Source organism: Citrobacter sp. TBCS-14, assembly GCF_005280805.1.
GTDB classification, from domain to species: Bacteria; Pseudomonadota; Gammaproteobacteria; order Enterobacterales; family Enterobacteriaceae; genus Citrobacter; species Citrobacter gillenii.
Genome location: NZ_SZWM01000001.1, coordinates 1 through 226 on the forward strand (window position 1 = coordinate 1; position 226 = coordinate 226).

1 pseudogene is annotated in these 226 nt (G+C 41.2%); it reads right to left on the reverse strand.

Going from position 1 to position 226, the window contains the following annotated elements:
- Window positions 1–46: 46 nt before the first annotated feature.
- Window positions 47–226, reverse strand: a pseudogene (locus FDX22_RS30360) (CHAP domain-containing protein); the annotation flags it as partial.

Below are 226 nucleotides of genomic sequence, written 5' to 3' on the forward strand. Positions count from 1 at the left end.
GGATTTAATTCTATTCATTCTAGTATATTAAGTTTATCTAAGTTGACTAATTGGGAAGCGTGAAAATTACATTTTGAGGGCTTAGATTTTTACGCACATTCCCCCAAGGAAAGGCTCCACCATATCCTGCTTCTTGTACGTCAAATGTACCATCTGGGTGAACTGCCGTGACTACAGCAACATGTCCATAAGGTGAGCTACCACTGGTTGTTGAAGTTCCGTAGCC